Genomic DNA, 23,385 nt, shown 5'->3' with positions numbered 1-23,385 from the left:
GACTCTAGCGGTAAAGTGGCGGTTGGGTAAAACGATAGTGCGCGATTGCGACTCTATAATATGATGAGAGATGATACTTTGAAAAATAGTGCCAGTAATTTGCCTATTACACAAGCCTTGCAAGTACAATCTGGACAACTATTACCAGTCATCACCCAAGCATTGTCAGAGCGAGCATATAGTAAAATAGTGCATCAGCGTATCAGTCAGCAACAAATAGAGAAAGGGGCAGAACAAACCCAAGAGAGTCACACGCAAATTACCAAACAACGCAGCAAGCAAGGTTACTATCAAGGTCTAACGCGTGCACGCCATCTAGAGTATGGTAGTGTGATGATTAAATGGGAGCTGTGCGCCACTTCAGATAGACTTCAAAGTGTCTCAGATTTAACTCATGAAATAAGCGTGTTGCAAGCGTTATATACTTTGCAGAAAACGCAAGTTAGCTCTATCACACCACCTCTATTGGCCCATCACAATGTAGAGATCGATACATTAGGACAAAGCCAGCAGTTAACGGTATTGGTCATGCCGCATTATAAAAACGGCAGCTTAGCTAAGCTGTTGAATCACTATTTAGCGTTAACGGACAATCAAAAACATAACTTGATCAAAGAGTCTGCTCATTTAGTCTGCAACCTACACAACGCTGGCTGGCTTCATAATGATATTAAACCCAGTAATATCTTGCTCAGTGATAATCTAATGACTCACGCTGACAGTGATTGTATAGTGCCTGACTTACTATTGACCGATTTTGCATTAGCCCAAAGAAATGATCAACCAAACGCAATAAGTTTTTCTGGCGGAACACCAGCATATTTGGCACCTGAGCGCTGGCAAGGACAAAGAGCAATGATACAAAGTGACATCTATGCCTTCGGTATCATGATGGTTGAGATACTGATAGGGAAGCGACCATTTAATATAGACCCTCAAAGTCAGCAACCAATGACAGATTGGGCCATTCAGCACTGCCAACAGCCTATTCCAAAATTACCGTTAGAGTATATTTGCTATCAAAGTATCGTAGATAATGTATTGGCGAAGCGAGTAGAGAAAAGGTATCAAAGTATGGAAGCTGTATTAGGGGAGTTAGAAAAATTATAACTAGAAATGCTAAATGACAGACACAAAAAAACCTGCTAAAAGCAGGCTTTAATATTTGGTCTAAGATGTACTATCCGAAAATGGTGGGGCTGGAGAGACTCGAAACCTCTATGATTATTAATTTCAGGGTTTTGGGATTGTTAAGTACATGATATTGTTAGAATGTAGTGTTGAGTTAATCAGGTAGAGCTATCCCATAGTAATCCCACGTAAGATATAAGCAGATCGTGAGCGTGTCCAGCGCACCATCTTATTTTGATGTTTTTAAATTTTCTGGGGTGGTATGCAAACTAGGTAATATAGGTAATCATATTGATTTTATTAGGTTTTTTATGTAATTTAGAGGTAATTATTAAGTAATCCAATACACAGCTAAAAGGTATTAATCAAGAAACTATAAAATATATATAAATCATATACTTATACTATATATGTAATAATAATTACTTTTAATTACTATATTAAGGTATTTATAAATAATAATAATATCAAATACTTATATCTGATTTATTAAGCTATTACTATGATTACCTTCTATTGCTACCCCTGTGGTATTTTATTACTTAAACCTATAAATGAGGTATAAAAAAAGCCCTATATTTAGGGCTTTTTGCTGATTGCATTATTGGCTGTTGTCTAGTGCATTGGCTAAGTTGCGGATAATATGGCGCGTGTCACTGGGAATAAACTTTGCATAGTGTTTGTGGATCATGTCTGTATTTACGTGTCCCAGTTGATTGGCTAACCATTCGGCGCTGATAATGCCCGTTGATAGCACTTGGCTTGCATAAGTATGACGACCATTGTTTAAAGCGCGATAGGGTATGTCGCATTTATCCAGGTGGCGCTTCCAGCGTTTTTCAAGCTGAGGGTATGTGTAATGGCTGCCGGTGCGCGGGTTGTACCAAAGCCACGTTAGATGCTGCTCTTCATAGGTGTGATTATCTCGCTCAAGTACTTTGACTGCTTGAGGGGTTTGATCGGCTAACAATTTGCGTTGATTGTCCAAGGCATTCGCTACGATCGGTAGTAGTTCGATTTGCCGTTTGCGTCGCCGGTTTTTAGTTGCCTTATGAATGCCTTTCACAAAGCCACGTCTGATATATGCTGTTGCCTGATCAAAATCAATATCTTCTACGGCCAGTGGCATTAGCTCATGACTGGATAGACCGGACCATAACATGACTGTCCATAAGTTTCGAAAGGTTGTGTCCGTTTCGGTATTGATGATCAATGCGATCTCTTCACGAGTGAATGGCTCGATGTCTTTTGGGTCTTTTGCGTTAAGCTTGATGTACTGGCTTGGATCGTTAGGGTTTTTTTGATGACGTGCCCAGTAACTCCATATGGATCGCCATAAACCTAGTATATCGACAATCGTTTTCGGTGATAGATTGACTCTAAGCACTTTGTATACCCAATATTCAACATCTTCAGCACTGATTTTGCTAATTTGCTTATCTTGCCAGTATGGCGTGATGTGGTTGGCCACTTTGCTGGTGTAGGTCGTCCAAGTCGTTGGGGAGACTGTACTTTGCTCGGCATTCTCCCAAACGGGGATGTAATAGCCAAAATATGATGCTTGTCGCTTTGGTGATGATGGGAATACGGCATCACGGTTGAATATGCCCATTTGTATCTGTTGCTCAACCATATCCGCTATTTTTTGGGCGTTAGCCTTGTTTGCTGCGGTTGGTGGCGTGTTTAATAAGGTTTCGCTGTCTTTTTCACCGTTTATGTACCAAATAATGCGAATACTGGTTTTGAGTGGTTCAATACTGGCCACTTTGGATGCTCCTATGCGTAAAAACGTGTGTAGATAGATCTTAAAATGCTGATATAACTAGCTTTTACACGGATTTGACGCTATAATAAAGGTCTGGTTTGGTAACTATTGAGCCACTTAAAAGTTCTTGGTTTGGGGCTTTTGGCTCAAATGATTTGACGAAACAGCCCTCACAATTGTGAGGGCTGTTTTTTTGTCCATAGTATATTCATTTGATAAACCTGTCATCAATGATGATTGAGAACGGGTTGTCTAGATCCAGTTTCATTGTTTTTGCCTTCTTATGCGCCAGTCTGGTCAGTTCGTCTATGCCGTAGGGCTTGTTGTTATGTAAGATAACGCTACCTTCTGGCATTTTATTTACTGGGGATTTTCTACCCATGCGATCACGGTTCAGATGCTCATTGACCATACTTTCATCAGTTGCTATGCAAACGCTGTCACGACAACGATATAAACTTAGTGGTAATGGCATGACTACCTCCGTCCCTCTATATTGTTTTGACAATCGATACAGCGGGTGACACCGCCTAAGCGCTGCCGGCGCTCAGGAATATCTTCGCCACAATCGATACACTCTGCCAGTGATGGCTGATCAAAACGTGCAGCCTTGGCTAAGTTACGTTCTAACTCTTCTTGCGCTTGGTCGTTGGCGCGGTCAATAATGTCGCTCATTTAGTTTATTCCTATTTTGATTTCAGTTAATTTTTCGTATTTACGTTCTTGGTAGACTTCGACCTTGCAGCGCATTTCAATCTTGTCTTTGTTGATACTGTAATGCTTGCCTTGATAGAGGCCTCGCTGCTTGTGCGTTGGGTGCATCGAGCAGTCAATCATTTGACCGCTCACCGTGTCGAAGGTTAGCCAATGTAAAGGGCTTTCACGGTTGTAAGGGAATAGGGCGCGGACTAGGTTCATTTACTTAGCCTCACGCACTGGTACAAATAGGTCTTTGAACCTAAAAATATCGGTACTACTGAATGAGTATTCTTTTGGCACGCCATCTATACGAAAAAGGACTCTTCCAATTCTTACTTTAATATCAGTGACACGAATCGTATGCCGACTACCAATAGATTCCCATTGACTACCTTCAGTTATTTCTGCAAGCAAATCATCAAGGTTGATAAACTCGTTAAAAAACTGTTTTTGGCTCATATATTTTGTATGACCATTAAGGAATTTAATTGTTAGTCTCTCTGGATCATTCCTACAGTGACCTGGCCCAAGACATCTAACCTGCACGTTCTTATTTTTTCTGATAAAAAATCCTGTTAACGCTTTCATCGACTTGCCTCCGTTTTAATTGCCATATCAATAACTATGTTTTTTGCATTACCCATCAGCTCGAGGAATATCTCTTTTTGCTCGTCATCAAGATAGCCAGCGTTGGCGATGACTTCTTGCATGGAAAGAGCTAATTCGTGCTCACGTTGGACTGGTGGAATGATTCGGATAAAGGTTAAAGCCAATAGTTCAAAACTTGCGTTGTACTGAAGCTTTGATGCTTCTTGCTGCTGGTGATGTTCCATCGCCATTTGCATTAATTTGTTTAAGTTCATTTGCTAATCCTCTTTCTTTACTAGTTCATAATCGACCGTAAAATTGACTTTTACCGTGAACTCTTCCTTACATTTTTCGCAGTCCTCGATCCAATGATCACCGTCATAAGCCCAGTACTCAAACCAGTCAGTTGTATCATGTTGATGTCTACAGTGAGGGCATCTAAAAAATTGACTCATATGATTTTCCTTTTAAGTGAGACTTAGGTTTTTAGGCATTTCAAACACCCAGCAACGAATGCTACGGCCTGTGATTTGAGACGCTACCGTCTTGTTTGCTGCCACAAACTTGAATTGCCTAGACTGGCGTAGCGCGTGGTGCATGTCTGATTGTGGCGGTAGGTCATAGCGGTACTCATTCGCAAGCTGATAGATCTCTGGCATACTGATCGCCAATAGTTCTGGGTTTTTGCTGTGGTTGATATGCAAACGGCGGATATGATGACCAGCACCTTCGATTGCGTTGGGCGCTGCATTCAATCGTTCGAGTACATCAAAGAACTGGATATTGAGCGGATGCTCGGTTTCAAGCGTCTGATCGCGTTCGGTTGCCATATTGAATACTTCCTGCTTAACGGCCCCGTCCAAGCGTTGCAAATCTGGCAATACCAGTTTCATCGCATCAAACATGGCGAGTATCTGCGCGTGGCAATGAGCAACACGGAAAGCTTTGACACCGCTATCTTTTAACCAATTCTCATGCGCTATTTTGGTATCAAAAAACACCTGCAGTATCTTGTCTTCCATCTTGAGAATATCGACTAAAAAATGACTGACATCTTCGGTCTGTAGAGCCTCGATGCGTCTGGCTGCTGCTTCAGAATCTCGGGTCTGGTTGTCCAATGCAAAGAATAGGTGGCAGATACGGCTTAGCACTGCCTTGGACGCCACCACGGGCAAATTTTGACTGATGACGATAGTGCCGCGGAATGGTGGCTCGTAGACTTCGTTGCCGGCTGACTTGACGCCGCGTGTACCAATTGTGCCGCCGTCATATAGGTTTTTTAGTTCGTCCCAGTTGAACTGGCTATTGCGACCAGTGCCGGCACCGTCACGGTCAGACTCAATAAAGACGCTAGGCATATTTGAGGTTTGTGATAATGAGCGCAGACGACCAGCCTTGGTGGTTTTGTTGGGATCGATACCCTCATAGCCGTCACGACCTATCAAGCGCCAAAAAAAGCTAAGTAGGGTTGATTTACCAGTACCAGGCTCACCAACGATTTCTAGAAAAGGAAAGGACTTTTGACGGTCGCGTACTTGCTGGGCAAACAAGCTGCCCATGAAGCCGACTAGACTAATGACGCCTTGAACACCCCATCCAGATATGATGTCTGCCAACCAGTTAGCTGGATCTTTGGGGCGGTCACTGATTCTGATATTTGGACTGGCCGCTAATGTCTTTAGGCTCTTATTATTTGGCAGGTCAAAATAATCATCAGCATTGAGCGGGTAGCTCTGACCGTGACGAATAGCGATATCGTTAAAAATGTAAGTCTGATGGTCTTTGCTATAGCCGATAAAATCGATGGTTTCTACTGTCTTGATACCGTTAATCATGCGTCCCAACATGATGTCGAGCTGCTTTGAATTGCCTTGATAGATGACGCCAGGCGCGACTGATAATAGGCGCTTTTTAAATTCACCCGCTGCAGAGAGTTGGCTACCGGTAAAGGTATTTTTGGTGTCTGCTTGTGGTGTGCGAATACGAAAAAAGTACCATGACTCATCGGTGACCAGGTTTTGCTGATAGTAAAGAGCCTGCGGTTGACAGTTCATGATCTGAGTGACGGTCATGCAGGACTGCATCAAGTCGTCATGCCATAGCTGTACGGCTTCTTTTAATTCTTCTTCAGTATTGAATAGATCCTCTGTCGGTTCGCTGTCTGCATCCATTTGCTTGGCTTTATCAAAGCTCTCGCTGTCTACTTTTACCCAGTAGGTGCAACTATTGAAAAACATATAAAAGCTAGTGGTGCCATACTGGTTGTACGTCAGTAGCGCCTTATCCTTTGCTGTCTCAGCAATAAGCAGCTCACCATAAAAGCGGTAGCGTTCAAGGTCTGACTTGGTAAGTTTTCCCGCTTTGTGTAGGTCGTTCCAGTCATCACCGTTACTGTATTCGCTCGACTGAGCGGCGGTAGCGTCCCAACCGTTTTGACGTGCGGTAGCTACCAGTTTGTCAGTGGCTTTGCGTCCGGCATTATCAGGATCTAATGCGATTACCAGCTTGGGTAGGGGCTTGCCAAGCTCAATCATTCGCGCTTTGATCTGCGCTAATGTATGCGCTGGGAAGTTACCAGCGGTGATATTGCTGATAGCATGTAGACCGTTCTCAGTCAGTGCCATGGCGTCAAAGATGCCTTCGACTATCCATAGCTCTTTCACATATGACCAGATGCCATGCTGTAGGTGCAGCTTTGGCGGTAACCAAGCATGACCCCCAAACTTAAAACCGTCTTGAACTCTTGCTTTTTTTATTCCTGCGGCGGGTTCAATCAGGCGTTGCCAATAACCAATAGTGTTTCCTTCGCTAGTAACGTTAAAGCGCACAGTTGGGCAAGTAAAACCTGTCTTATAATCTTTGAATACTTCTTGAGTGTAAGCGCCTTGCCATTTGACAATATCAAAGCCACGTCCCGACTGAAGGTAAGCGTCAGCCGTGGCATTTGGGTTGCTGGGTGTTGGTGGGTTTTTCTTCGTCCAATTGGCGAATATTTCAGGGTAGATATCACGAGTAGATGCTTGATAATTGCACTTATTAGCACGGCCACACTGAATCGTCCACGGTGCATCTGCACCGGTAAATAGTTCTTTTTTATTACATGATGGGCAGCGGCCATAACGCAAAAACTGACGGTCGCTGGAGAATTTAAGACCATAATCTTGTACGAGGCGAGTGATTAGCTCGCTACGGGTATCATCTTGCATGGGTTGCATAATATTGCTCGTCTGGTTTGGTATTTTGTTTAGGCACTTGCGCTGATTGGTTTGTCTTTCTGCACGTCTGGCTTGACTATCGAGCGTACATACTCTTGCTGAGTGACGAATATATGTCCGCATTCGTCGTTTTTGCAGCGGTGTTCTATGTCGCGTAAGTAGTCAGTAATGACGCGGGTACGCAGGATTAAACAGTTGGAATGACAAGCTGGACAGCGCATATAAGACCTCTTTTAGTGTTTGACGATGAGTTGTAACTCTTTATCTGTTTCAGCGAGTGCTTGTCTCAGTGCCCAAGCGACAAACTCATCGACGCTTACTCCATGCTCGGCAGCCTTACGTTCAAGTAAGCGCTGCTCTGCAGGGGTTGGGTGGATATAGACATCGTTAGGCATGGCTAGTGACTCCTGAGGTACTGACCGGTGCTTGCGTCATCGCCCAAAAGTGACCTAATGGCATCTCGACTGTGTTTTGTGATGGCAGTATCATAGCGATAGGTTGTTCACGAAATACCAGGTCATGGATCTTGCTCATGGCAAGCTGTCTGACCAGTGTGGCCATCTCGATACCCGAACGCTCGGAGTGGGCCAGTAATATCTGGTAGTCGTAGTGATCGACACTGATTTTGATCGGGTTATCGCGTAGTTTTTTGGTGTTTGGGTTCATGGTTTGGTTTCCTTCTGGGTTTGGTTTTAGTGTTGCTTTGACTGCTTTTTCGACTGCTCTAGCTCTAGACCAGCCTGATAGCGACGGTATGCAACATAGCTCATGGATCGAACTTCATTACCAGCTGTGCTTACCAACTCTTCATGTTCATTTGGCGTTAGCCGTAGCTGTATGGGTTTGCGTTTACCATCTTTTAGATGTGGCAGCTCTCCCTTGGGCGTTGCCTGTAATGTTGTTTCAGTCATTTGGTGGTATCCTATAGCTAATTGAAAGCGTGTTAACGTGGTACGGTTTAATAATACAGTCAAACGAACGTATTTGCAATCATATTATACATTCAAACGAAAATATAAGGGGTGTGCTGTGGAGTCAATTGAAGTGGGGAAGCGCTTAGAAGCAGAGCGTCAGCGTTTGGGCCTTATGGCAGTTGAGGTTTATGAAGAGCCAACTATCAGAATTGCTCAAACAACATATAAAAACTATGAGACAGGCAAGCGTGATATGCCTTCATCATTGTTAATTAAGCTATGGAATATTGGGTTTGATGTGATGTATGTCTTGACTGGTCAGCGTTTAGAGGATATTGCGCTTGATGTAAGATCTCATAAGGATCTGCCGTCATATCATCAGAGATTGATTAATCTACCCGACATACTGGATCTAGAAAGCCCTTCAGATAGGCTGTTGGGTGCGATGTATCATGCAGAGGAAGCGTTGGTACAAGCCGGGGCAAGTGCCAATGAAGACTATGACTATAAGATACTGGCAACATTGGGACTGGGTTTGATCGATACAGTCAAATGAGGCAATCGAGTAAATGGTAGGTACAAAAAAACCAGTCACTCGGACTGGTTTCTCATACTATTGAGCTATTAAAACGCATTGTCTGACATATCTTTTTGACTGTGTACCAAGTCAAGTAGGTCGCTGCTGGTCATACTGATACGGGCATTCGGGTCTGCTACGTGCAGTGTCTCTGCCATATCAATGATGATGGCTCGCAAAGATTGAATGGTATCTTGCTGCTCTATGTGCACTTCTTCAAGATGCATAGACCTTTCTATCCACCTCCTACTGGCATCGCATTTGTCTATTTCATCTGCTGTGTCGTTAAAAGTAACTTGGGATAGTTCGAGTGCAATCTCGTCTGTCTTAGACTTTTCTAGTGGAATTGCCTTGTTAGTATGACCATACTCTAAACGTATTGCATCAATTGTTTTACCATCCAATTCGGAATTAGAAGTGATGGTCGAAGGTTGTAGCAGCTTGGGTTCTTCTAAATCGTAGAGTGCATCAACAATCTCCATATGCGTGATAAGTTTGCCACAGTGTGACTGTATGAGCTGCTGTACCTGATAGATATCAAGTGTCATCATTGTTGGATGAGTAGGTGTATGGTCGGTTTTGATACTATGCTGACGTTCGCTGACAAATAGCGCATTAAACAAATTGCGTATGATGCGTTCGTGATTTTCACTGATGTCGGCTTTCATTATGTAGTCACGCAGACTTTTATTTGATTGTATAGTCATGATAGTACCCCTTATACCTTTGCTATGGCGGTTTGGCTAAGCGATCTGACAAATACCCAGACGCGACGAGACCGACCTATTAAAGCACTTGCGATTACTGTATTGGCACGATAAAAGCGTGGTGTGTCGCTCAGGCGTAGCGCCTTATATAACAGGCTGGTCTCTGGTAGCTGCCAAGATTCTGCTAACTCGTAAACCTCGGGGATGCTAATCGCTAGCTCGTGTTGCTTGTCACTATGATTGAGATTGGCGATGTTTTGTGTAGCGATAAAGCCCCAAAACTGATCAAGCGCGTGCTGTAGTTCTGGGGTCATGACTGGGGCTGGGTTGGTAGTACGGGCAGGGCTACCTATGATGTCATGTAGGGCATTGATTACTTGCTGCTCGCTGTGCCCTGTAAACTGTGCCATCTCGGGGATGGTCATCGAGCGTGAGTAGCGCATCCAGTCGGCATCGGTAATAGCGGGTGGCTGCTCGATAACTGGTGTACTGACCTCACGGTCTAGGATATCAAGTACCCACTTGCGGAAATCTTTGGCAATCTTGGTACGGGCAAACATAGCGATTAGGTGGCAGCCGCGTAGGGAGAAAATGCGAGTATCTTTTTCACTGTTGCCATTACCAAAACCCTTGGTGGTCAATTTGACCACCGTTGTCATCGCTGATGTAAACTCTTCTGCATTGCGACTATAAATTTTGGTTACAGAACGCACATCGGCATAATCTAATGCTTTCGCTATATCTGCTGAAGTCATCCAAATCTGTCCGTTCTTAGTGACGAGCTGTAAGGTGTTACCGTTGAATGACAATGTGGCAAGCGCTTGGCTGCTATTACCTTGATTACTTGCTGTGTTATACTGTTGCATACTAATTAACTCCTAGAGTTATTTGGTTAGGATAATCAACTTTAGTTAGGTTGATTGTTTGGTTGTTAAAGGTAGACCGAGTACTTTGGCGAGTGCGGTCTGCCTTTTTTATGCGCTTACATAATTGCAAATGACGATATAGCAACTGCTGACTGCATAGGTAAGTATTGATCTGCTGAGTGGTATTCGGTCTATTTAGCATTATCTTTTTCCTTTTGTGCGGCTTTACGTGCTTTGTCCAGATGCATCGTAATTTCGGCTGATAGCGTGCGGTAGTTTTCGGCGCCGTGGACTTTTAGCCAGTGGTGTAGCTCAGGGTCTAGCTTGAGCTTATAATCAACGGTTTTTTTTGCTGCCATTTTGATTTCCTTGTATTAGTGTTAATATTAAACCCTATAGGGTTGTTAAATGCCTACATTGGAGGCATAAAGGAATGTTACGCCTACAAAGGAGGCGTGTCAATATAATTGTGAGATAAATATGAGCGGCAACAGACCACCTGATTTTAGAGTCCGTATTCCTGAAGAGTTAAAAGAGAAGATAAGAGTGTCGGCTAAAGAATATAGTCGTTCAATGGGTGCTGATATCATTGCGCGTCTTGAAGCCAGTTTTGCCACTGAAGAGTCACCGCCAAAGCCCATAAGCGTACCGTTTGATGATAGCTTTCTTAAAGATGCGGGGCTGACTCGTGAGCAGTTCGGGGCGTTTGTGCGGAAAAGTATTTCCGATAGTCTAAAAGATGACAAAGGGAGTGAGTGATTGTGAGTTTTATTACTTATCTCGTTATTCTGCCTTTTACTTTTTTATGGCTATTCTTGATATGGTGGTTGATTAAGCCTAAATACTTTCCTTTTTACACTTTACAAAAGATTCCTAGTCGGGCGGTTGTGCTAGGAGTAAGTTTTATTGTTTACATCGCTTTAACGATGGTACTAGTATCAACAATCGATACATCCCAACCATCCGAAGAAGTTACCGCCACCGCCTCAGACGTTATGGCTGTTTTATTCTCATTGTTACTTATGGTGCTTTTGGGTTTTTGGAGTAGATACGCAGCCAATAGGCGCAAAAGACTTGACTACCAGTTGCCAGTTTCGCAACCTCCACAGCCACAGCCACAGCCACAGCCACAGCCACAGCCACAGCCACAGCCACAGCCACAGCCACAGCCACAGCCACAGCCACAGCCACAGCCACAGCCACAGCCACAGCCACAGCCACAGCCACAGCCACAGCCACAAGACAATGAACCACGCCAACGCGCTCCCAAAGAGGAAGCTAGTCATACGATGGTTTATGTAGATAGTAAAGGGAATTTGTCAGAACGTGAGATTAACTTGCGTGGCGTAGAAGCCAAGAACGGTAAGTTATATGTCAATGCGTATTGCTTTAAGCGTAAGCGCTTGCGTACCTTTGTCGCTAAAAATATCATATCACTACGTGATTATGCGACAGATAAGACATTTACTGATGAAGATGAAATTTATAATGAGTTACTGGCTTGGATAACTACAACCCAGCCTCACACTTAATGCCAGTACTATAACCACTGCCTGATAGGTCATGTGTCACTTCTACAACTGTCCATTGATGCTCATCGATATAAGGTCTAAAGCCTCTCACTGTCGCAGGGCTATCAGCAATAATATCAGGACGCGCTACTGCTAACGTCAAATCAAAGTTCGCCACTTGGCGGGCTTTTTTGTTGGCGCTCGCTTTTGCCTTGGATACTGCCTCTGATTTACTCTTAGCGGGTTTAGTCAGTACATGAGACTTGTCATTGGGTAGGGCGTCCATCGGTTTGGACTCACCATCTTTGACGCTGATATGCTTAGTCTTACCAGTTTTATCATCATGATAGCTCGATGTCGTCTCGTCATAGTCGCTGGTACGATCAGCACGACTATAGCGATGGCTGTCACCAGACTGACGAGTGATAGTGACTGCTCCCAATGCCGCCCCTGAAGGTGATCTTGCATTGGCAATCGGTTTGATAATCAGCCGTCCCGCCTTAATCGTACACATCAAATCATGGTCATCACAAAGCCTGGTCAATAGGTTGATATCACTCTCACGGTGCTGATCGATATGATCGATCATTATTGCTGACACTGCATTATCAATGGCCAATATCAAGTCATGACGTTTGGCCACACTCGATGCTATCTCCCCAAGCTTGTGCTGATGATAGCTGTCACTGCGCTTTACCTTCAGAGATGACTTGAAATCGGCTGACTTGGCGCGGATCTGCAGCTGGTCAGGTGTGCCACTGTGCTCGGCTTGGTCAATGGTAAATGTGCCTTTGTCTATCATATCGCCAGTATCAGGCATCGCGAGCCATAGCCTTATCTCATTGCCATTGGTAGGCAAGGGCAGCGCCGCGTCATGATCAGATAGCGTCAGTGATAATTCATCTGCTTCAGTACCACGCTTGTCTGTCATTGATAAACTAATCAGACGCTTCTCAACCTGCGCTGTACGATCGATGCCTTCGATTGTGAGTTTGAATAAGTTAGTCATACGTCTGCTCGATCCTGATCTAAGATGGCTACTTGCTCACGCTCGCTATCATCTGCCAGTTTGAGTGCTAAGCTAAAGCTAATTTTACGAGCAGTACCATCTGATAATAAGTGTGATTGAGTCTCGCTGATGTCAGTGATATAGCACATGCCATAGTAGTAACCATTGCCATTCATAAGCGCATAGGTTTTACCAGTTGCTGCCATATCTCGTAATTCATCTAATGAGACAATACCTTTTGTGATTTCTGGGTACAGCGTACCTGATAGTGATATGTCGTCGTTATCTTGGCCAATATACTGCATATGCGGTCTGGTACCGACAGCGTTGCCGGTGCCAAAACGATAGCCAGATTTGCGCGATATCTCATCAAATGCGGCACTGGTGGTCTCAAATACAAACAATCCTAAACTGGCTAACATAAAATAATCCTTATATGCCCTTAATCAATATCAGATAAGCGGCTACTCTGACGTGCCATTTGATTGCGTTGCTCTGCTGCCAATGCGCGCTGGACTTCACGCGCTACGGCTTGCGGATCGGTTGCGCCATGAATGTTGATAGTGATATTGCCACTACTCATACCGCCCATCATCGCCATACTAGACTGGCCACGAGGCGGCAAGATAGATTTTCGGCTGTCGATACTGATCGGTGCATAATCATTGATTTGGCCAGCGATAGATTTGGTGGCACTGACGGGGATGCCAGCATTGGATAATATGCCACGTCCCAAGCCTTGCATCATATAACCGCCATAGCTGTCAAAGACTCGGCTAGGGCTGTGAATGTCCATTCCTTTTGAACCAGTAAATGCACCTTTGATACGTCCAACGATATTACTGATTGAGTTGATCACCGCTTGCGCCCTGCCTAAGATGCCGTTTTTTAGCCCTTCGAGCATATTGGCGCCGTACTGTCTGAAGGTCGCACCCAGTCCAGCCAAGTAACCCCAGACGGCAGAAAACGCTGCCGTAAAGGCACTGACTGGACTAAAATTCGATATAAAGGATCTAAGCGCCTGAATACCCGTATTGAATATGGCTTTGATGCGCTCCCATAGCGCCGCAAACATCGGCCCTAGGGTGTCCCAGTTCTTATAAATGGTAAAAGCCAGTACTGCTAATGCTAGGCATAGTGCCAAAATAGGGTTGGCCATTAGCGTGAGCGTCAACGCTCTGACAGCACCACCAATCATACCGAATGCTTTGGCCAATAGCCCCAACGGTGTCAGTGTCGTCGGTAGTCCCATCGTGATCAGTGATGCACGTAGTAGTGCCATAGGTCCCAAGATGGTTAGCATGATCGCGCCTAGGCCACCAATGACGACTGCACCAATGGCTAACGTGGCGAACATTGTCCCTAGTACTGACATTAGCTGTGGATGAGCATTGGCGAACGCGGTCAAACGTTGGGTCATGATAGTGATTGTCTGAATAAACTCACGTAGCGCACCGCCGTTGGCATCAAAAATAGAGGTTCTAAGGGCATCAATGGCTGATGTCATTGACTTAAAGTCACCAACGGTATTGTCGCTCATGGTTTTTGCCAAGTTACCAGCTTCGCCTTGGGCGTTTTGTAACTCACCAATGAGATTTTGTAGCGCACCGCTACCAGCTTGATCAACGAGAATGGCTAAAGCACCACCGGCTTCTTCTCCTGCAATACCTTTGAACAATTCTGATTGCTCTGCATTACCCAAATTTTTACTTTTATCATGAATCTCTTTTAATATATCTGGCATTTGGCGCAAGTTGCCATTTGCATCGGAGGTCTTAATACCTAGTCTATCAAGTGCCTCAATCGTTGCTTTTGGGCCTGCTGCCATTCTAGACATAATAGCCCGCATAGCTGTACCGGCCATGCTCGCTTGGATACCTGCATCGCCAAGCTTACCAGCCATTGCTGCTGATTGCTCTAATGACACACCTAGTAGTGCGGCGCCTGGTGCGGCATACTTCATGGTTTCGCCAAGCATTTCAATATTTGTGTTTGAACGGGTGAAAGTACCTGCCAATACATCGCCAAGCTTACTCATTTTAGAGGGGTCAATCTTCATGCCTGAGAGGATATTTGACGCGATATCAGCTGTTCGGTCTAACTCCATGCCACCAGCTAAAGCAAGATCAAGCATCCCCGGCATAGCAGCTTTTACAGATTCAGGGGTAAAACCAGCCATTGCTAAGAATGTCTGTCCAGCAGCGGCATCGGCTGACGTAAAACTAGTAGACGCTCCCAACTCTTTAGCTTGTGCAACAAGCGCTTGATACTGTGGACTGTTTTTATCTAGACGAGTGACCGCCTGAACTTTACTCAGGTTCTGTTCTAATTCAATACCTGGTTGAATGAACCGTGCACCGGCATAGGTTGCTGCTGCACCGCCTACGGCTAGTCCTAGGGCTTTATTACGCATGTCACCCATTTGCTGTGATTGACGTTCAAGCTGTCGAACCTCGTTCATCCGCCGCCGCTGCTCTGCCAGCTGCTGATTGGTGCGCTCGATATTACGCGCAAGCTCACGCTCATGATCAGATAGATTATTGGTGCTAATACCTGCATCTGATAAACGACCACGTAGCTGCTGTAAATGCTGCCGTTGACTATCAAGGCGAGTATTCAAGCGCTGTGACTCACGCCCTGCAGCCTCGAATTGACGTACCAAGGCTGCGCTAGGATTGGCCGTATCGCGCATTTGCTGCTCTAACTGCTGTAGTCGGGCACGGCTACGGACAGCGGCCTCTGAGGTATCAGCTAAGGCTTGTTTTTGTTGTCTGAAGCTATTGATCAAGCCTTGCTGTGACTGAAGTTTACGCGCTGCTTGTGCTGTCTCACCAAACTGACGACCTAAGCGATCGGCTTGGCTACTGAGTGAGCGCATGGGTGCAGTCATGCGGTCGATAAGTTCTATCTGTGCTCGAAAGCTTAGGTCTGCCATGTATTTGCGCCCACTTTATTGTTGATATCAATGATGCTGATGTTGTCCTGGTTCCCTCATTCGTGAGGGAACCAAGCTATCATTCATCAGGGTTGTTACGGATACGCGCTCGTTCGCGCCAATCAGCAAGCTCTTCGATAGTCATGTGATACATCGCGTCTGGTGTCCAGCCGAACACCAAGGCGATGTCTGCCATGCAGTCTTCTACGCGGTTGGGATAGCTGCGGTTTCGGTTTCGGCTTGCAACTGATGTTTCGCTTTGGTAAAAAAACCTGCAATAGTTAACCCCACATCCATCAAATCAGCGGCATCCATGTTTTTAACTTCATGCTCATGGATGACAGGGTTACTGATGCGAGGGAGTACTACGGCTAGGGCATCGACTTTGGCCATTGAAATGTCAATGAGTGACTGGCCACGCAAGTCACCACCCATCGGACGACGCAGGGTAAATTCTTTAATCTCTTTTTGCTTGTCGCCAGTACCACGGATGATAGGGTAGTCAAGTTCGATAGTTGGCATTTCTACGTTGTTGCTCATGGTGTATCCTTAATTAGTCGTTTTAATAGGTGTTTTCATCAAATAGGTGTCTGGTTTGGCCACTTAATTTGTATGATCAGTTTAGACGGTGGCAAACATTCCCATGGCTTCACGGATCTCTTTTAGTCGGTCTTCGCCATTGACGATACACTTCATGGCCATGGCATCAATTTCAATGATGTCTTCACCGTCTACGACCAGCTTGTAGTAAGCCAGTGCATACTTGAACGACTCTTCTGTGTCGTCGCCTAGCTTGGCGCTACCAGGGTCGATTTCTTCTAAGCGACCACGGCAATAGATATCGACCGCTGACACACTGCAGTCATCATCACGCTGATACGCACCTGAATACGACAAGACGACCTTATCAACACCAGCACGCGCAAAGTCGCGGTACAAATCTGCTTCGTGACCACCGCATTTGATGGTCATCTCCATGGCTTCTTGGCCCAAGTCAACCTTGACCGGCATATCCATACCACCAGCACGATACTCTTCAAGCACGCGAGTCAGTTTGGGCAGCTCAATCTCTGGGATCTGACCTTGATAGCGTTTTTGGTTACCAAGGCCTTTGTAAGCCATGAAGTTCTTTAATTTACGAGGTAACATAGGGGTTCCTTTTTAGTAATAGGGTCGTCAGATGGCTATTAGGCCGCTGCTGCTACCAAGTCGGCAAAGTTGACCAGGTATGTATCTGTGATCGTCTGATTCAGGTTAAGGTTTTCGAGATTAGGCACTGGGGTAAAGTCATAATCTAGATACAGCTTGCCTTGCATGAGCAGCGTTTCGCTGTTTAGCTCGGTGTTGTACCAGCACTTTGCACCGATTAAATAACCGAAGTTGACCATCTCCTGCAGCTTGGTATTGATGGCACGAATGATGTCACGCACAGTCGTTGGTGAGAGCGGTTGATCTATGAACTGAAAGCAGCCATTGATGATCGTATCGAGCAAAAACTGCGAGGTACGCACGACCGGCTCAAACATATACTCAGGCTGATCAGAGCAGGTATGACTGCCCCAAAATCGAAAGCCATTGTGTTGAATGAGGCTGGTCACATCATTCGCGTTTAGGTAGCCGACTTCAGTATCAGGATCTTCTAGATCCCAGGTACGTGGATATTTGATACCACTAACAGTATCAATGGCAACGTTGGACAGCGACTTGACGAAGCTATACCGGTGCGTCTTGTCTAGGTGAGCGCGTAGAGCTGCGGCCACGGCGATGATTGGGGTTACGTTGGGCATTTTGGTTTCCTTTCAGTTATAAAGTTATTAATTAAAATCAAATATTTACTAGCGAATTAGACATACAAGGCCGCCCGCACGCCAACATTGTCGTAACTATCCGCGCGCGAATAATGGAAGTAGACAAACCAGACGCCCGAGAGCGCACCACTACCCCAAGCGCCACCCGACATAGGGCACAAATAATCCACGCGATCGTCATAAAAACGGTCATGACCAAATAGGTCTGTGCCAGACGTACTGCTAACGCCAGTAGCAAGAGGAATGCCCGCGCATGAGGCTTGCCATTCTTTACCTGTCATCGCACTTGAGAATACCTGCTGTATACCGTTGCCCATCTCCAAAACACGAAGCGTACCTGTGAGCGCACCAATACTAGCACCCAGTGACTCGTAGTTTGCTGCGATACCCGCTGCACCCCATGCGTCATTGGCAAGCGTCGCGCCACTGGTCAGCGCTGACGCCTTAGCAGACGTTTTCAGCGCGTAGAATGTACCTGACAGCTGCGTGACACCTAAGCAAATCTCGTACATATTGCCGTTTAAATCAGCCACACCATTGTTTTGACCGTTATGCGTGGTTTTAGCAAACTGAGTTGCTGAACCTGTTTTGCCTGCGTTTAGATAACCCGTTGCAGTATATTTAACGGTTGCATCATTAACGTCACCCAACGCGTCGTTGTTACAACCCTTGGGATAATTAGCGACGCCCGTTGGGTCATACCATGCACAGTTATCAATACTTGTTGCTGCTTGCGCATGAGCCATACTAAGTAGTGATAACGCACGTTGCACAAATAATGTCGTGACAAAAAATGCATTACCGCGCGTCTTAACCGCATCAATAGCACCTGCATACGTGTTCTTTGGTGAGCCTGTTAACGCACTAAATGGGGCATTTGAGCTAGACGATGATAAAGGGATGCCGTTTTTGATTGAGCTTGCAATGCCGCCGTTATTACTCGCTTGGTATTTATCAACAAAAAATCCATCTTTGATTTGTCCATTATCATAAAATGCGCGATGCAAGGCATACCCTGCGGCATTTGCTGCTGCCACGTCTGCAAAGTCATACTTAGACTTAACATCTAGCGAGTTTGCGTCGTACTTATCCGCGCGTGGACTATCCGCATGACCCCATCTGTAATAAAACTGTGGGATCCAGCACATAATAGAGCCGTCTGTATGCTGGTAGTTGCCGTAGTTTTCGTGTCCTACGGTTCGCGTACCTGTCATCTCTGACATGCCAAGCGGCAAGGTGTCCGTAATGCCTACGCCAAAATTAGCCGATCCTTGTATGCCAATATTGTTAACGGTTAGGTTGATATCAGGCTCCACTGGCACACTCGCTGCGCTTGTCGCGGATTCGTCATAACCATCGTTATCTGTAAATGAAGCTTTGGCGGTAATAGCTTTACCTACCTGAGCTGCTTTTAGTGTGTAACTCTTAGCAGTAGCGCCTGATATTGCTACATTATTAGCAAACCATTCATAAGATATATTATCAGGTACACCATTGGCATCTGTGACGGTGGCAGTCAGTGTTTCCCCAACCTTGAACGTCCCGTTGATAGTGATAACAGCGGGACGGGGTCGGGCTGCTACTTTCCCAGCTCACCAAAAGCCCCTTCAATCAACATCAACTCACGAGCAGCGAACGTATCGCGATAAGCGGCAATATCTTCTTTCACCGTAATCAACGTGCCGTCTTCAGCTCGCGGGGACGCATAGACAAATGCGCGGCGCTTTTTGGCGATCTCAATCAGCTTACGTGTCATATCTGGCGTATCAATTTCAGGTGCAATCAAAATCTTTGGCGTCACGCCAAGGCGAGATTGGCAGCTCAGTAGCGTATCTACTGTCGTCAAATCGACTGGCTCAGATACTCGCAATACGACCACACTTGTATTTTGGATAGATTTAATCGTACGTAAGCATTGATGCAATAACTGGTCATCGCTACCTGCGTTAGCGACATCAGTCGTGGTAATGCCAGTCAGTAGTACTGGCGTATCAAGAGGATAAGCGGTGTCATCAGCGTCAGCGCTAGTACTGATAAGTGCTATCGTGCTCGTGCTGACAGACTTGATAATTGGCGTGATATTACTGGTTTCAGTAGCAGTGACGCCGTGATGGTAAGTAGTTAATGCCATGGTCTAGATCCTTTTTTTGTCCAAAATAAATAATGTTTTAAGCAGTACGTAACCACTTGCCGACCACTTTTGATGGCTGAATGTTGTTGTGAGGTTTGTCGCCACCTGCCTCATCTACGTAACCAGTCTCATAGGTGCCCGTGGTGTCGACAGCTCGATCGGTTTCCTGTGAGTCATCATGAGCAATTTTGGTTCTAGTGGATATGCCCAACGTATGACCGTGACTTGCTGACTCTTCAAGCGTCAGCGTGTGCTCGTTTTCACCGAACTCATTACCAATAGTTTTATAGTCGCTAGGATCGCTTGCCTTTTTAGATAGTCCGACTAGCGTACGACCTTCTGCGAATCGCTCCCACGTACCATAGCCGTGATGGGTAGCCACAGCAGACGCGTCTGAATGATTGAGGGTTGTCTGGTAAATATCGCCAACTTTATATGGCTGTAAATCTAGAAGCCCGGCAATGCCATCTTCGATTTCTTTGATACGACCTGAAAGTATTTCAAACTGGGTGGCCATAAGCTCATCCTGTAATTGATTGATAATATCGTGTAATTCACTCACTAAAGATTTCAAAGCAAAGCGGTCGGTAACCCAATCGCGAGTAGCGATAACCACATTGCCATCCATTTCAATGACAACAGTCGCAAGGTTGTCTGCAGTAATCGTAAATATAAGCTCCATGTCACCGCCAGCGCCTTCAGTGAGCGTTGGGCGATAGCCGCCATGGAAGTTGCCCACATAGACAAGCTTGCCGCTACTATCTGCAATCCCAACTTCATGTAAGTTAAAGCCACCTACAGTGGACGGGACAACTGCAGATACTTCAGCTGTCGTGTCATTGACGATCTTGATAGAGGTTACGGCTACTTTTGCTCTTTGATTCACCAGGCTAGTCTGAGTCAAACGCGAATCAGGTAGATATGGCTGATCGTTAGCATCACCCAATACAACATCCGTTAATGCCAGCTGTGAACCAGCTTGGGCATTGGCAATAAATGACTTGCCATAGTCAGTGAGTAATACATAGTAGTTGGCCATTATTGTTACCTAAGCGTTTGGAGTTGATAGATAAGTGACATTGCCAGTCCGGCAAGCGCCAGCAACATAAAATTGCGAGCCATTGACCACACTGGCATCAATAGAGAACTGATCACGGGCAGATTTAACACTGTCCAGCGCGGTATAGATCTCTTGTTGCTGTTGAACGCTCACGCGACCGCTAGTGATTTTTACAGTAAAGGTATAAGGCGTGCCTTTTGGATATAGCTCATGCCATGCAAGCAAACTATGACCTATCCCTAGGTTTTCCATTGCTTGCGTCAGCGTGTTTTTAGTACCGCGCTGCGCGTTAAAAGCCCGTGCACCTTTTACTACGTCACGCTTTTTTGCTTCTGGCCATTGACCGTCCCAGTACTCGACGCGGCGTGACCAAGCAAGCCACGGTAAAAAAGCTTCAGGGCATCTATCAGCATCAATCAAACGAGCAAAAGTAACAGGTAACGCATCAATGCGCTGCGTCTGGTCATCCAATGCTTGTTCGAGCTTGGTGCTGTTTTTTGGTAGTAGCGCATTAGACATCACGGTACTCCACAGCACTGATCGTCACGTCGATACAGTTGGCATATTTGCCATCTGGTAAACTGATATCAGCAGTAGGTTGTAAGAGGCTGACACGTTGGACACCCGCTTGATGTAAGGCGTGATATAAGCCAGATAGCGTGACGTCATAACCTAAGTAGCGGACTTGCTCGATATATTTATCAAGCTGTGCACGGGCTGCATCAATCACCACGTCTTTATCTGGGCCCGGATAGAGTGTCAGTTCCGCTTGTAGGCTCCAATCCTCTGGCTGACCAGCCGCAATACGCACGCTATCGGTAAAAGGCCGGCGCTCATCCGTATCAACGGCCAGTCTTACTTGTTCACGTAGTGCATCGCTAGCGATAGCATCACTATGGCTTTGGACATAGACCGTCACGCGACCAGGGGAGGCAGTGACAACACTTGCATCACGAACATCACCATCAGCAGACAGTGCCCAAAATAAATAAGCGCCTTTACTACCTGCAGAGGCTCGTTCAGGCTCTAACTGGACACGGCGACGTAATGCAGTGTCAGACTCCGTGACATCAGGGATCGGTGGGACAGCATTAGGATTACCAGGCTCAACCAATAGACGAGTCACACCAACGCCAGCGGCAAGATGATCAAGCGTTGTACCAGTGGTATAAGCAAGCAGCATTGATTTCGCTGTCTGGTTAATATGATTGGTCTTAGACATCAGACGATAAGCAAACAGCTCAAGGATCTTGGTCAATGGCTCGCTTTCAAGCGTTAAAGCAGCGGCAAGCTGTGGATCTTTGGCTGTCAATTCAGCTTTAAGATCGGCAAGCTCTGCTTCAAAGTCTAAAGGCGTTAAAATATCAGGGGCAGGTAGTCCAGATAGGTCGATACGACTCATAGCGCACCGCCTAATGACAGATAAGTACGTTCAATCTTTTTGCTAATCACATAACGATATTCAATCATTAAACTGGCCACGCCTTGTGAGGCACTGTCGTCAGTCATCAGCTCAATGCGAGTTGGTGTAACACGAGTTTCCCAGCGCATGAGCGCATGAATAACAGAGGCGCGAAGCTGCATAATAAAATAGGCGTTAATAGGTGCGTCAATTAAGAATGGCAGTAATGAACCATAATCGCGGCGCATGACACGACTGCCGATAGGGGTCATCAATATGTCGCGGACGCTTTGTAAGATATGGTTGGTCTGGTCAATACGCTGACCAGTACTGCGTGACATGCCTTTGACATTGATCACAGTGACGTTGTTATCTTGATTAAGCATTAACGCCCCCAGTAGTGTCTGAGCCAGACTTAACGTTTTTATGACCGTGGTCTAAATATGGTTGGTCATTAATAACTAACTTTCCGTTCTGATTGATCGTTTGACCGTTCAAGGTATAAGACTGGCAACCAATAGAATAGGACTCGCAATTAACATCAAAGTTATTACAATCAAAAGAAACATCGCTAGCAGATACTTGCACGCGGTTGGAAATAAGCGTAGTAGTAGAATCATCAGGTAAAGTAACCCCTAGGTTATGTGTCGCGTGGTTATAGATAAATGTCGCGCCATCGTCACAATGGATCTCAAACGTATCAGCATTGGCAGACGGCATTGGCTGATCATCATAATCAAACGATGTCGTTACCAGTCCAGTCGACAGCTCACCAGTCTCGCTAATAACTAAGACTTGCTCACCAACACACGGTGGATTCCAAATTTTGACCTTACCGATGCGAGCTGCTGAAAACTTTAGCCAGTCAGTCTGTAGACCATCTATCTGCACCCGGCAACGAGCATTAGCATGATCAACGTCTGTGACAATGCCTCGATTGATAAAACTTTGGAGCCGGCGCTCGTTTTCGATAGGGGATGTATTCATGACGTTATCGTCACTCATTGCGATTTTTGATACAAAACAAAAAAGCGTGGATTGAGTAAATACACGCAAAAAAGAGCAGG

General features: G+C 45.5%; 32 protein-coding genes. 4 read left to right on the top strand and 28 right to left on the bottom strand.

Annotated features, from left to right (window positions below; translation table 11 throughout):
- The first annotated feature begins 60 nt into the window (after window positions 1-60).
- On the top strand, window positions 61-1,110 hold the full coding sequence (locus tag ACTXGK_RS25880) for a protein kinase domain-containing protein (protein ID WP_443517647.1): 1,050 nt from the start codon (window positions 61-63) through the stop codon (window positions 1,108-1,110).
- A gap of 622 nt (window positions 1,111-1,732) precedes the next feature.
- Here the strand turns inward: ACTXGK_RS25880 and ACTXGK_RS25875 are convergent.
- The 11 genes from ACTXGK_RS25875 to ACTXGK_RS25825 form a co-directional block, all read right to left on the bottom strand.
- On the bottom strand, window positions 1,733-2,896 hold the full coding sequence (locus tag ACTXGK_RS25875; RefSeq protein WP_443517648.1) for a tyrosine-type recombinase/integrase: 1,164 nt from the start codon (window positions 2,894-2,896) through the stop codon (window positions 1,733-1,735).
- Between the two features lie 208 nt (window positions 2,897-3,104).
- Window positions 3,105-3,371, bottom strand: a complete 267-nt coding sequence (locus ACTXGK_RS25870) for a hypothetical protein (protein WP_348653345.1) — start codon at window positions 3,369-3,371, stop codon at window positions 3,105-3,107.
- A gap of 2 nt (window positions 3,372-3,373) precedes the next feature.
- Window positions 3,374-3,571 (bottom strand): TraR/DksA C4-type zinc finger protein, encoded by a 198-nt coding sequence (locus ACTXGK_RS25865; RefSeq protein WP_160021621.1) that lies wholly within the window; start codon window positions 3,569-3,571, stop codon window positions 3,374-3,376.
- Window positions 3,572-3,814 (bottom strand): hypothetical protein, encoded by a 243-nt coding sequence (locus tag ACTXGK_RS25860; RefSeq protein ID WP_443517649.1) that lies wholly within the window; start codon window positions 3,812-3,814, stop codon window positions 3,572-3,574.
- Window positions 3,815-4,183: a hypothetical protein gene (locus ACTXGK_RS25855; RefSeq protein ID WP_201512324.1), complete on the bottom strand. Its 369-nt coding sequence runs from the start codon at window positions 4,181-4,183 to the stop codon at window positions 3,815-3,817. It abuts the gene before it with no gap.
- A complete protein-coding gene (locus ACTXGK_RS25850) occupies window positions 4,180-4,458 on the bottom strand; it encodes a hypothetical protein (protein ID WP_443517651.1) in 279 nt (92 codons plus the stop codon). The genes ACTXGK_RS25855 and ACTXGK_RS25850 overlap by 4 nt, the downstream gene beginning before the upstream one ends.
- 192 nt (window positions 4,459-4,650) lie before the next feature.
- Window positions 4,651-7,398, bottom strand: coding sequence for a toprim domain-containing protein (locus ACTXGK_RS25845; protein ID WP_443517652.1), 2,748 nt, complete (start codon window positions 7,396-7,398; stop codon window positions 4,651-4,653).
- A gap of 29 nt (window positions 7,399-7,427) precedes the next feature.
- Complete coding sequence (locus ACTXGK_RS25840) at window positions 7,428-7,619, bottom strand: ogr/Delta-like zinc finger family protein (RefSeq protein WP_443517653.1); 192 nt, start codon at window positions 7,617-7,619, stop codon at window positions 7,428-7,430.
- A 12-nt stretch (window positions 7,620-7,631) separates the two neighbouring features.
- On the bottom strand, window positions 7,632-7,793 hold the full coding sequence (locus ACTXGK_RS25835) for a hypothetical protein (protein ID WP_160021626.1): 162 nt from the start codon (window positions 7,791-7,793) through the stop codon (window positions 7,632-7,634).
- On the bottom strand, window positions 7,786-8,064 hold the full coding sequence (locus ACTXGK_RS25830; protein WP_075106283.1) for a hypothetical protein: 279 nt from the start codon (window positions 8,062-8,064) through the stop codon (window positions 7,786-7,788). Before ACTXGK_RS25830 ends, ACTXGK_RS25835 begins: the two co-directional genes overlap by 8 nt.
- A gap of 26 nt (window positions 8,065-8,090) precedes the next feature.
- Window positions 8,091-8,309: a hypothetical protein gene (locus ACTXGK_RS25825; RefSeq protein WP_201512328.1), complete on the bottom strand. Its 219-nt coding sequence runs from the start codon at window positions 8,307-8,309 to the stop codon at window positions 8,091-8,093.
- Between the two features lie 118 nt (window positions 8,310-8,427).
- Here ACTXGK_RS25825 and ACTXGK_RS25820 point away from each other — a divergent pair, with 118 nt between their 5' ends.
- Complete coding sequence (locus ACTXGK_RS25820; RefSeq protein ID WP_201512329.1) at window positions 8,428-8,868, top strand: helix-turn-helix domain-containing protein; 441 nt, start codon at window positions 8,428-8,430, stop codon at window positions 8,866-8,868.
- Between the two features lie 68 nt (window positions 8,869-8,936).
- Here the strand turns inward: ACTXGK_RS25820 and ACTXGK_RS25815 are convergent, their stop codons facing one another.
- From ACTXGK_RS25815 to ACTXGK_RS25805, 3 genes are all read right to left on the bottom strand, one after another.
- Window positions 8,937-9,596, bottom strand: a complete 660-nt coding sequence (locus ACTXGK_RS25815) for a hypothetical protein (RefSeq protein WP_443517654.1) — start codon at window positions 9,594-9,596, stop codon at window positions 8,937-8,939.
- An 11-nt stretch (window positions 9,597-9,607) separates the two neighbouring features.
- Window positions 9,608-10,462 carry a BRO-N domain-containing protein gene (locus ACTXGK_RS25810; protein ID WP_443517655.1) on the bottom strand — a complete coding sequence of 285 codons (855 nt, stop codon included), beginning with the start codon at window positions 10,460-10,462 and terminating at the stop codon, window positions 9,608-9,610.
- Between the two features lie 191 nt (window positions 10,463-10,653).
- The gene (locus ACTXGK_RS25805) at window positions 10,654-10,821 is read right to left on the bottom strand and encodes a hypothetical protein (protein WP_443517656.1); all 168 of its coding nucleotides are present in this window, start codon (window positions 10,819-10,821) and stop codon (window positions 10,654-10,656) included.
- Window positions 10,822-10,942: 121 nt separating this feature from the next.
- On the opposite strand from ACTXGK_RS25805, the gene ACTXGK_RS25800 reads away from it, so the two are divergent.
- Window positions 10,943-11,221 carry an Arc family DNA-binding protein gene (locus ACTXGK_RS25800; RefSeq protein WP_443517657.1) on the top strand — a complete coding sequence of 93 codons (279 nt, stop codon included), beginning with the start codon at window positions 10,943-10,945 and terminating at the stop codon, window positions 11,219-11,221.
- Window positions 11,222-11,223: 2 nt separating this feature from the next.
- Window positions 11,224-11,994, top strand: coding sequence for a WYL domain-containing protein (locus ACTXGK_RS25795; RefSeq protein WP_522910113.1), 771 nt, complete (start codon window positions 11,224-11,226; stop codon window positions 11,992-11,994).
- Here ACTXGK_RS25795 and ACTXGK_RS25790 read toward each other — a convergent pair.
- The 14 genes from ACTXGK_RS25790 to ACTXGK_RS25725 form a co-directional block, all read right to left on the bottom strand.
- Window positions 11,972-12,982 (bottom strand): contractile injection system protein, VgrG/Pvc8 family, encoded by a 1,011-nt coding sequence (locus tag ACTXGK_RS25790; RefSeq protein ID WP_443514879.1) that lies wholly within the window; start codon window positions 12,980-12,982, stop codon window positions 11,972-11,974. The two genes, ACTXGK_RS25795 and ACTXGK_RS25790, sit on opposite strands and share 23 nt — an antisense overlap.
- Window positions 12,979-13,404, bottom strand: coding sequence for a phage tail protein (locus tag ACTXGK_RS25785; RefSeq protein WP_075106271.1), 426 nt, complete (start codon window positions 13,402-13,404; stop codon window positions 12,979-12,981). Before ACTXGK_RS25785 ends, ACTXGK_RS25790 begins: the two co-directional genes overlap by 4 nt.
- A gap of 20 nt (window positions 13,405-13,424) precedes the next feature.
- Entirely contained in the window at window positions 13,425-15,917 is a 2,493-nt protein-coding gene (locus ACTXGK_RS25780) for a phage tail tape measure protein (protein WP_443514880.1), read from the bottom strand.
- A 79-nt stretch (window positions 15,918-15,996) separates the two neighbouring features.
- On the bottom strand, window positions 15,997-16,113 hold the full coding sequence (locus tag ACTXGK_RS25775) for a GpE family phage tail protein (protein WP_075106269.1): 117 nt from the start codon (window positions 16,111-16,113) through the stop codon (window positions 15,997-15,999).
- 8 nt (window positions 16,114-16,121) lie between these two features.
- Window positions 16,122-16,457 carry a phage tail assembly protein gene (locus ACTXGK_RS25770; RefSeq protein ID WP_160021640.1) on the bottom strand — a complete coding sequence of 112 codons (336 nt, stop codon included), beginning with the start codon at window positions 16,455-16,457 and terminating at the stop codon, window positions 16,122-16,124.
- Between the two features lie 81 nt (window positions 16,458-16,538).
- Window positions 16,539-17,066 (bottom strand): phage major tail tube protein, encoded by a 528-nt coding sequence (locus tag ACTXGK_RS25765; protein ID WP_443514881.1) that lies wholly within the window; start codon window positions 17,064-17,066, stop codon window positions 16,539-16,541.
- A 38-nt stretch (window positions 17,067-17,104) separates the two neighbouring features.
- A complete protein-coding gene (locus ACTXGK_RS25760) occupies window positions 17,105-17,704 on the bottom strand; it encodes a phage tail sheath C-terminal domain-containing protein (RefSeq protein WP_443514882.1) in 600 nt (199 codons plus the stop codon).
- A 56-nt stretch (window positions 17,705-17,760) separates the two neighbouring features.
- Window positions 17,761-19,041, bottom strand: coding sequence for a hypothetical protein (locus ACTXGK_RS25755; protein ID WP_443514883.1), 1,281 nt, complete (start codon window positions 19,039-19,041; stop codon window positions 17,761-17,763).
- A gap of 263 nt (window positions 19,042-19,304) precedes the next feature.
- On the bottom strand, window positions 19,305-19,856 hold the full coding sequence (locus ACTXGK_RS25750; RefSeq protein ID WP_443514884.1) for a phage tail sheath protein: 552 nt from the start codon (window positions 19,854-19,856) through the stop codon (window positions 19,305-19,307).
- 37 nt (window positions 19,857-19,893) lie between these two features.
- Entirely contained in the window at window positions 19,894-20,895 is a 1,002-nt protein-coding gene (locus tag ACTXGK_RS25745) for a phage tail-collar fiber domain-containing protein (protein WP_443514885.1), read from the bottom strand.
- Window positions 20,896-20,904: 9 nt separating this feature from the next.
- Window positions 20,905-21,435, bottom strand: a complete 531-nt coding sequence (locus tag ACTXGK_RS25740; protein WP_443514886.1) for a phage tail protein I — start codon at window positions 21,433-21,435, stop codon at window positions 20,905-20,907.
- Window positions 21,428-22,318: a baseplate assembly protein gene (locus ACTXGK_RS25735; protein ID WP_443514887.1), complete on the bottom strand. Its 891-nt coding sequence runs from the start codon at window positions 22,316-22,318 to the stop codon at window positions 21,428-21,430. Before ACTXGK_RS25735 ends, ACTXGK_RS25740 begins: the two co-directional genes overlap by 8 nt.
- Window positions 22,315-22,704, bottom strand: a complete 390-nt coding sequence (locus ACTXGK_RS25730) for a GPW/gp25 family protein (protein ID WP_160021648.1) — start codon at window positions 22,702-22,704, stop codon at window positions 22,315-22,317. The genes ACTXGK_RS25735 and ACTXGK_RS25730 overlap by 4 nt, the downstream gene beginning before the upstream one ends.
- Window positions 22,697-23,305 (bottom strand): phage baseplate assembly protein V, encoded by a 609-nt coding sequence (locus tag ACTXGK_RS25725; RefSeq protein WP_443514888.1) that lies wholly within the window; start codon window positions 23,303-23,305, stop codon window positions 22,697-22,699. Before ACTXGK_RS25725 ends, ACTXGK_RS25730 begins: the two co-directional genes overlap by 8 nt.
- Window positions 23,306-23,385: the final 80 nt, after the last annotated feature.

The organism is Psychrobacter sp. T6-5 (genome assembly GCF_052258485.2).
GTDB lineage: Bacteria > Pseudomonadota > Gammaproteobacteria > Pseudomonadales > Moraxellaceae > Psychrobacter.
This window is presented reverse-complemented; position numbering and strand designations above follow the sequence as displayed.

Bases quoted from the DNA above. Each gene is read 5' to 3' on its own strand.
- ACTXGK_RS25840 (WP_443517653.1), bottom strand. From the start codon at position 7,619: ATGCGCTGTCCAGCTTGTCATTCCAACTGTTTAATCCTGCGTACCCGC.
- ACTXGK_RS25740 (WP_443514886.1), bottom strand. From the start codon at position 21,435: ATGTCTAATGCGCTACTACCAAAAAACAGCACCAAGCTCGAACAAGCA.
- ACTXGK_RS25805 (WP_443517656.1), bottom strand. From the start codon at position 10,821: ATGGCAGCAAAAAAAACCGTTGATTATAAGCTCAAGCTAGACCCTGAG.
- ACTXGK_RS25800 (WP_443517657.1), top strand. From the start codon at position 10,943: ATGAGCGGCAACAGACCACCTGATTTTAGAGTCCGTATTCCTGAAGAG.
- ACTXGK_RS25810 (WP_443517655.1), bottom strand. From the start codon at position 10,462: ATGCAACAGTATAACACAGCAAGTAATCAAGGTAATAGCAGCCAAGCG.
- ACTXGK_RS25730 (WP_160021648.1), bottom strand. From the start codon at position 22,704: ATGCTTAATCAAGATAACAACGTCACTGTGATCAATGTCAAAGGCATG.
- ACTXGK_RS25815 (WP_443517654.1), bottom strand. From the start codon at position 9,596: ATGACTATACAATCAAATAAAAGTCTGCGTGACTACATAATGAAAGCC.
- ACTXGK_RS25770 (WP_160021640.1), bottom strand. From the start codon at position 16,457: ATGAGCAACAACGTAGAAATGCCAACTATCGAACTTGACTACCCTATC.
- ACTXGK_RS25865 (WP_160021621.1), bottom strand. From the start codon at position 3,571: ATGAGCGACATTATTGACCGCGCCAACGACCAAGCGCAAGAAGAGTTA.
- ACTXGK_RS25745 (WP_443514885.1), bottom strand. From the start codon at position 20,895: ATGGCCAACTACTATGTATTACTCACTGACTATGGCAAGTCATTTATT.
- ACTXGK_RS25735 (WP_443514887.1), bottom strand. From the start codon at position 22,318: ATGAGTCGTATCGACCTATCTGGACTACCTGCCCCTGATATTTTAACG.
- ACTXGK_RS25775 (WP_075106269.1), bottom strand. From the start codon at position 16,113: ATGGCAGACATCGCCTTGGTGTTCGGCTGGACACCAGACGCGATGTAT.
- ACTXGK_RS25785 (WP_075106271.1), bottom strand. From the start codon at position 13,404: ATGTTAGCCAGTTTAGGATTGTTTGTATTTGAGACCACCAGTGCCGCA.
- ACTXGK_RS25870 (WP_348653345.1), bottom strand. From the start codon at position 3,371: ATGCCATTACCACTAAGTTTATATCGTTGTCGTGACAGCGTTTGCATA.
- ACTXGK_RS25850 (WP_443517651.1), bottom strand. From the start codon at position 4,458: ATGAACTTAAACAAATTAATGCAAATGGCGATGGAACATCACCAGCAG.
- ACTXGK_RS25855 (WP_201512324.1), bottom strand. From the start codon at position 4,183: ATGAAAGCGTTAACAGGATTTTTTATCAGAAAAAATAAGAACGTGCAG.
- ACTXGK_RS25790 (WP_443514879.1), bottom strand. From the start codon at position 12,982: ATGACTAACTTATTCAAACTCACAATCGAAGGCATCGATCGTACAGCG.
- ACTXGK_RS25780 (WP_443514880.1), bottom strand. From the start codon at position 15,917: ATGGCAGACCTAAGCTTTCGAGCACAGATAGAACTTATCGACCGCATG.
- ACTXGK_RS25880 (WP_443517647.1), top strand. From the start codon at position 61: ATGATGAGAGATGATACTTTGAAAAATAGTGCCAGTAATTTGCCTATT.
- ACTXGK_RS25760 (WP_443514882.1), bottom strand. From the start codon at position 17,704: ATGCCCAACGTAACCCCAATCATCGCCGTGGCCGCAGCTCTACGCGCT.
- ACTXGK_RS25750 (WP_443514884.1), bottom strand. From the start codon at position 19,856: ATGGCATTAACTACTTACCATCACGGCGTCACTGCTACTGAAACCAGT.
- ACTXGK_RS25765 (WP_443514881.1), bottom strand. From the start codon at position 17,066: ATGTTACCTCGTAAATTAAAGAACTTCATGGCTTACAAAGGCCTTGGT.
- ACTXGK_RS25845 (WP_443517652.1), bottom strand. From the start codon at position 7,398: ATGCAACCCATGCAAGATGATACCCGTAGCGAGCTAATCACTCGCCTC.
- ACTXGK_RS25860 (WP_443517649.1), bottom strand. From the start codon at position 3,814: ATGAACCTAGTCCGCGCCCTATTCCCTTACAACCGTGAAAGCCCTTTA.
- ACTXGK_RS25725 (WP_443514888.1), bottom strand. From the start codon at position 23,305: ATGAATACATCCCCTATCGAAAACGAGCGCCGGCTCCAAAGTTTTATC.
- ACTXGK_RS25825 (WP_201512328.1), bottom strand. From the start codon at position 8,309: ATGACTGAAACAACATTACAGGCAACGCCCAAGGGAGAGCTGCCACAT.
- ACTXGK_RS25835 (WP_160021626.1), bottom strand. From the start codon at position 7,793: ATGCCTAACGATGTCTATATCCACCCAACCCCTGCAGAGCAGCGCTTA.
- ACTXGK_RS25830 (WP_075106283.1), bottom strand. From the start codon at position 8,064: ATGAACCCAAACACCAAAAAACTACGCGATAACCCGATCAAAATCAGT.